The organism is Coprococcus intestinihominis (assembly GCF_040096555.1).
Classification (GTDB): Bacteria; Bacillota; Clostridia; order Lachnospirales; family Lachnospiraceae; genus Coprococcus_A; species Coprococcus_A intestinihominis.
The window spans coordinates 1-5,987 of the sequence record NZ_JBBMEK010000209.1 but is presented as its reverse complement, the minus strand read 5'-3'; the positions used below and the strand labels follow the sequence as shown (position 1 = coordinate 5,987).

Annotated in this window: 7 protein-coding genes; 6 read left to right on the top strand and 1 reads right to left on the bottom strand. The window is 44.7% G+C overall.

The window, feature by feature from the left end; all coding sequences use genetic code 11:
* Entirely contained in the window at positions 1 to 171 is a 171-nt protein-coding gene (locus WMO25_RS13720; RefSeq protein ID WP_349085767.1) for a His/Gly/Thr/Pro-type tRNA ligase C-terminal domain-containing protein, read from the top strand.
* Here WMO25_RS13720 and WMO25_RS13715 read toward each other — a convergent pair.
* Positions 152 to 1,042 (bottom strand): LysR family transcriptional regulator, encoded by an 891-nt coding sequence (locus tag WMO25_RS13715; protein WP_117538855.1) that lies wholly within the window; start codon positions 1,040 to 1,042, stop codon positions 152 to 154. The two genes, WMO25_RS13720 and WMO25_RS13715, sit on opposite strands and share 20 nt — an antisense overlap.
* A 179-nt stretch (positions 1,043 to 1,221) precedes the next feature.
* Here WMO25_RS13715 and WMO25_RS13710 point away from each other — a divergent pair, with 179 nt between their 5' ends.
* From WMO25_RS13710 to thrH, 5 genes are all read left to right on the top strand, one after another.
* Positions 1,222 to 2,121, top strand: coding sequence for a DMT family transporter (locus tag WMO25_RS13710; protein WP_349085766.1), 900 nt, complete (start codon positions 1,222 to 1,224; stop codon positions 2,119 to 2,121).
* 234 nt (positions 2,122 to 2,355) lie between these two features.
* A complete protein-coding gene (locus WMO25_RS13705; protein ID WP_349085765.1) occupies positions 2,356 to 3,792 on the top strand; it encodes an alanine/glycine:cation symporter family protein in 1,437 nt (478 codons plus the stop codon).
* A 105-nt stretch (positions 3,793 to 3,897) separates the two neighbouring features.
* Positions 3,898 to 4,353, top strand: a complete 456-nt coding sequence (locus WMO25_RS13700; protein WP_117528989.1) for a DUF1934 family protein — start codon at positions 3,898 to 3,900, stop codon at positions 4,351 to 4,353.
* Between the two features lie 188 nt (positions 4,354 to 4,541).
* Positions 4,542 to 4,799 (top strand): heavy-metal-associated domain-containing protein, encoded by a 258-nt coding sequence (locus WMO25_RS13695; protein WP_349085764.1) that lies wholly within the window; start codon positions 4,542 to 4,544, stop codon positions 4,797 to 4,799.
* A gap of 151 nt (positions 4,800 to 4,950) precedes the next feature.
* Positions 4,951 to 5,553, top strand: coding sequence for a bifunctional phosphoserine phosphatase/homoserine phosphotransferase ThrH (gene thrH, locus WMO25_RS13690; protein WP_117528998.1), 603 nt, complete (start codon positions 4,951 to 4,953; stop codon positions 5,551 to 5,553).
* Positions 5,554 to 5,987 lie beyond the last annotated feature (434 nt).

Below are 5,987 nucleotides of genomic sequence, written 5' to 3'. Positions count from 1 at the left end.
ATGCGTGAGGGACAGATCCAGAAGGTACCATATCTTCTTGTTATCGGTTTCAACGAGAAGGATAACAGAACGGTTTCCTACAGACTTCACGGCGAGAAAGATACAACAGTTGTGGGCCTTGATGAATTTGTTGAGAAGATTGTTGATGAGATCAAGAACAAAGTTCATTAAAGTCGATTTTGGATGGGTCAGTCAGATACTGAATGAAAGTCTTTGTTAGTACAGAAACACGGTTTAACGGCATGGAAGCAATTCCGATGGCACGGTACTGCGGCGGGTCAATAGGACGGATCTCCAAACTGTAATTGAGGTTTCGCAGGATCAGTTCCGGCATGATGGTGATGCCGAATCCGTGAGATACCATGGAGATAACTGACAAATCATCATTCAGGACATAGCGGACATTAGTTTTGCCGCGGGTTGAATTTAATACTGCCTGAATATCATTATCAGAGCCTTTGGTTGGCAAAACCAAGGGCTCTTTTTTGATTTCCGGGAGTGTCAGAACATCCTGCCGGGTCAGGGGGTGCCTTTCAGGAAGAAGGACATTCATGGGATCCTTATACAGCAGGTGAAAGACCAGCGGGTCAGCAACAGGAGCCGTCAGAAAGCCGCAGTCCACGCGGCCGCTTAAAATACGCTCTGTGATTTCATCGTAGTCACCCGCTAGCAGATCAAATTCCACAAGGGGATAATCTGCCTGAAACTTGCGGATGATGGTCGGAAGCCACTGGGTGGAAACACTGGTGAAGGTGGCGATCCGCAGGGTGCCGGCTACCGTTTCGTTGATATCGTAAATGGCCTGGGAGAGACCATGCTGGTCGTTGACCAGAGTTTGTATGTAAGGCAGCAGGCGTTTGCCGTTCTCAGTGAGGGTGACGCCGGAAGCACTTCTTGCCAGAAGGGAAAATCCGGTCTCTTTCTCCAAGGCGGCAATGGCATGGCTGATGCCGGCCTGGGTATAGTGAAGAATCTCAGCAGTCTTGGTAATATTGCCGATTTCGGCGGTTTTCAGAAAAATTTCATAGCGGTTTAAAATCATTGCAGGCACACTCCATAACTTTTGTGAATGATAAGCATTAATATTATTCTCTTTTCAAATACTCAGATAGTTGTATAATACTCCATGGAAAACAAAAAAGCAAGGCGGTGTTTTGTAAAATTTTGCAATGCCAAATTAAAAAACACCTTGAAATAAGGATAGAGGAGTAGGATAAGGTTATGAGAGAGTATGGATGGACGCAGCAGAGAGCGGACAGTATGCTGGCGCTGGTTGCGATGGCATGGGGCAGTTCCTATCTGTTGATGAAGATTGGTTTGGATGGTATCCCGCCGTTTTGTATTATTGCATTAAGATTTGGTATCGCATTTATTGCGGTTTCACTTTTGTTTTTTAAAAAGTTTAAGAAGACAACGAAGCGTGTGATGATGAAAGGTGCAGTTCTTGGCTTGTTCCTTTTTGGGCTGTTTGCGTTTCTGATGCATGGCCTTCAGACAACATCCGCTTCCAATGGCGGTTTTCTGACAAGTACAACCGTTGTGCTGGTGCCGATTTTTCATGCGGTGATCAAGAAGAAAATGCCGGATCACCAGAATGTTTTGAGTATTCTGCTGACGATGACAGGCATTTGTCTGCTGACCCTGCAGCAGTCACTGGTGTTCCACAGCGGTGATATTCTCTGTCTTGCAGGTGCAGCTGTGTATGCGGTGCAGATTCTGCTGACGGACAAGTTTGCACAGGAAGAGGACGGAATGCTCCTTGGCATCTGGCAGCTTGGATTTGCAGCGCTGTATGGTGTCATTTGCACATTTATGCTTGAAACACCGACATTGCCGTCAAGTGGTTTCCAGTGGATTGCAATTTTGGGCCTGGCATTTGTATGCAGCGCCTTTGGATTCGTGATGCAGCCAATGGCACAGAAGTATACAACACCGGAACATACAGGCCTTTTGTTTGCACTGGAACCGGTTTTTTCAGCGGTATTCTCATACATTTTCCTGCATGAGACTTTGTCCGGGAAGGGTTATATGGGCGCAATGCTGGTAATGGCCGGCGTGGTTGCAGCTTCTATTGTCAGGAAAAAGAGACAGCCGGTACGCGTTGTGGCACATCAGTCCTAAAAGTAAATATAGTATTAATGAATAGAGATAAAAGCACTGAAGAAGATTTCTCACGTTAATGTACTAAAAAATAAACATTTTTTGCCTGTGATGGTTGATTTTTGCAGAAATTTAGCGTATGATAATACCATTATTGCTTAATTAACCGGGCTTATTTGTCAGAATCCTGATAGATTTGTCTATCAGGATTTTGTTTTGTCAATGTGTCGGTTGGAAAGAGGTTTTAACGTTTTTATGGAAGCATTTTCACAATTTGTCGGTCATGTAGACTCTATGATCTGGAGCATGGTTCTTGTGCTGCTCTGTCTGGGTGTCGGTCTTTATTTATCCATTCGCATGAAATTCCCTCAGATTCGTTTTTTGAAGGAAATGGTGCATTTACTTGGAGCCAAAGAGGAGAGTGAGAACGGTATTACACCGTTTCAGGCTTTTGCAACAACAGTGGGTGCTCGTGTGGGCATGGGCAATATTGCCGGTGTGGCATCGGCCATTTATTTCGGTGGCCCGGGATCCGTTTTCTGGATGTGGATCATCACATTGATCGGTGCGGCTTCTGCTTACACGGAGTCGGCACTGGGGCAGGCCTATAAGGTAAAGAATCCGGATGGTGAGTATATGGGCGGACCGGCCTACTATATCGAGAAGGGACTTAAATGCAAGCCGTATGCTATTTTGTTTGCGATGGTGGCATTTCTTGGCCCGGGATTTCTGATGCCCGGGGTTCAGATCAATTCACTGGTGACGGTTTTTGAGGAAGCATTTTCAGTGAATAAGATTCTGGTAGGCGCCATTTGCTGTGTGATCCTCGGTATTGTTGTATACGGCAGTATCAAGCGTATCGCCAAGATCGCCGAGATGCTGGCGCCGGTGATGTGCGGTATATATATTGTGGCAGCGGTTGTTATTCTTGGACTCAATATCACAAAGCTTCCGGGAATTCTTGGAATGGTGGTTTCATCAGCCTTCGGCAAACATGCAGTTTTTGGCGGGATTCTTGGTTCTGCTGTTTCCTGGGGCGTTAAGCGAGGTATTTATTCCAATGAAGCAGGTATGGGATGCGGTGCCATCGTCTCCGCGGCAGCAGAATGTTCTCATCCGGCGAAACAGGGACTGATTCAGTCGTTTTCCATTTATGTGGATACCTTATTTATCGGAACAGCAACCGCCCTGATCATCTTGCTGACAGGTACATTTGATGTCTGTGACGGCGCAGGCAATCTGCTCCTTGACCAGACAGGCGGCATTGAAGCCGGTATCAAATGGACACAGTATGCGCTGATGAATACATACGGTACATGGAGCGGCAAGGCGCTGGCGATCATCATTGTGCTGTTTGTCTTTACATCTATGACGGGATATTGTTATCAGGCAGAAGCGAATATCCGTTATCTCACCCACAACAGCAAATTGGCTGTCAATATTTGCCGTGCCGTTTTCCTTTCAGCCTCATTTTTCGGAGCCATTGTGAATGCAGATGCTATCTGGTCCATGGGCGATATCGGCTACGGACTTATGGCCTGGGCCAATATCATTGCCATTGCTCTGTTGGCGCCGAAGGCATCGGCCATTCTGGAGGATTACGAACAGCAGAAGAAGGAAGGCAAGAATCCGGTCTTTGATCCGGCAAAGTTCGGAATTGAGGATGAAACAGGGGCCTGGAAACGTAAGTAAATGGTTATACCTGGAACAGATTGCCGTGATGCATCCTGCTTAGGAAAGCTATATTAATAGAGAAGAAAATCATGCATAGAGAACAAATGAAAGTGAGACAGATGAATGGAACAGGATTATATATATATGGAAGAAACAACTGTGAAATCAAGTTCAGAAGTTCGAAACGTTTATATTCGCATTCGGAGTGTTGTGGAAGGTGTTGAGAACCTGTGGGAGACAACCGGAGAATACAAATGGGACGGCAGGCAGCATATGTTGGCCTATACAGATTATACGGGCAATGCCATTACCAAGAACGGTATTTTTGCAGATCATGAGAAAATGCTGCTGCATCGTGTGGGCGCGATTACATGTGATATGCTCTTTGATCCATTGACAGCAACAATGGTAGATTATAAAGCCTACATGGTGGGGGCAAAGTTTCTGCTGCATACAGAGACCTATTCTATGGAAGAGAACGAGGTAGGATTGAATATCCGGGTGCAATATACGCTGGACGACGGCGGTGGTCATACACCGATTGTCGGAGAGCAGGAGATTACCGTAGAGTATTATTGATAAAAAAACACATCAAGCTTTCGTTATTATGTATTGACATGCACCCCCTGGGGGGTATATTGACATATAGAAACAGTATGTCAACAGGATGACATATCTGTGAGAAAAACAGCATGACTTCCGCGATAAATATGGAATTAGACAGAAACGGTGAGCCTTGAGTGAATGACGAAAGGAAATGCAGAATTATGGTAAAAACAGTATTGAAAATTGATGGTATGATGTGCGGTATGTGTGAGGCACATATGAATGAGCTGATCCGCAAGAATTTCAAGGTGAAGAAAGTGACATCTTCTGCCAAGGATGGAGAGACAGTGATCTTCAGTGATGCAGAACTGGATATTCCCTGGGCCAAGAAGCAGATTAAAGATATTGGTTATGAAATGGTAGATTATACAAGCGAACCCTATGAAAAGAAGGGCCTGTTTCATTTTGGGCGAAAATAGTCCTGCATATATCTTGTATCCCCGGGAAAAGTGTGATAAGATAATTTCAACGCAGTAAAGTGGTACTATTCCATAGAGGAATCTGAGAAATGTATCAGCTATGGATCAGAGAGTGGAAAATGGACCATCAGAATGGAAGGAGTTATCTGTTATGTATATTACCTGTTTGGATGTTGAAGGCGTATTGGTACCGGAGATCTGGATTGCATTTGCAGAAGCCAGCGGTATCCCTGAACTGAAGAAGACAACCCGTGATGAACCGGATTACAATAAACTTATGAACTGGCGTCTGGGAATCCTGAAGGAGCATGGCCTTGGATTGAAAGAAATCCAGGAGACTATTGCGAAGATTGATCCGCTGCCGGGGGCGAAGGCATTCCTGGATGAGCTCAGAACCTTCACACAGGTGATTCTGATCAGTGATACTTTCACACAGTTTGCCACACCGCTGATGGAGAAGCTGGGGTGGCCGACATTATTCTGCAACACACTGGAAGTAGCAGACAACGGCGAGATCACAGGCTTCAAGATGCGTACAGAGCAGTCAAAGCTCAGCACAGTCAAGGCGCTGCAGTCCATCGGATTTGAGACCATTGCCAGCGGTGATTCCTATAACGATCTGGGCATGATCCAGGCCAGCAAGGCGGGCTTTCTGTTCAGAAGCACAGACAAGATCAAGGCCGATTATCCGGATATTCCGGCTTATGAGACATATGATGAACTGTTGGATGCCATAAAAAAGGCGATGGTGTAGTGCGCTTAGGCATATTTAGTTAATGATTTTATAACATATCGTGGATAGACAAGAGGAATATTTGAATGATACATATCATTTGAATATTCCTTTTTTTGTTGATGAATGTTAATAAATCTTTAGTATATGCTGCAAAATGTTGCCTTTTCGTTAAAAAGTCGACGGAATCATACAAAAACGGCGCCGTCTCTGTTGACAAAATAGTTTTGCCCGTTATAATAAATATGAGTATTCTTTTTATGAAAAAGGAAAATTTTTTGTTCTTCCGCGGCAAATATGCGCTCTCAGCGTAAAATATGACTAAAAAGAGATTCATATAGCATGCAGGCTTGAATCAAACACGTTCATTGGGGAAGAACATACAGAGGAGAGAAAATATGTATAAAAGAGAATCAGGCGGATGGCTGAAACATTATGATTTTCTGCTGTTGGAT

Excerpts from the sequence above, each read along its gene's own strand:
- WMO25_RS13720 (WP_349085767.1), top strand. The coding sequence starts at position 1 with ATGCGTGAGGGACAGATCCAGAAGGTACCATATCTTCTTGTTATCGGT.
- WMO25_RS13715 (WP_117538855.1), bottom strand. The coding sequence starts at position 1,042 with ATGATTTTAAACCGCTATGAAATTTTTCTGAAAACCGCCGAAATCGGC.
- WMO25_RS13710 (WP_349085766.1), top strand. The coding sequence starts at position 1,222 with ATGAGAGAGTATGGATGGACGCAGCAGAGAGCGGACAGTATGCTGGCG.
- WMO25_RS13705 (WP_349085765.1), top strand. The coding sequence starts at position 2,356 with ATGGAAGCATTTTCACAATTTGTCGGTCATGTAGACTCTATGATCTGG.
- WMO25_RS13700 (WP_117528989.1), top strand. The coding sequence starts at position 3,898 with ATGGAACAGGATTATATATATATGGAAGAAACAACTGTGAAATCAAGT.
- WMO25_RS13695 (WP_349085764.1), top strand. The coding sequence starts at position 4,542 with ATGGTAAAAACAGTATTGAAAATTGATGGTATGATGTGCGGTATGTGT.
- thrH (WP_117528998.1), top strand. The coding sequence starts at position 4,951 with ATGTATATTACCTGTTTGGATGTTGAAGGCGTATTGGTACCGGAGATC.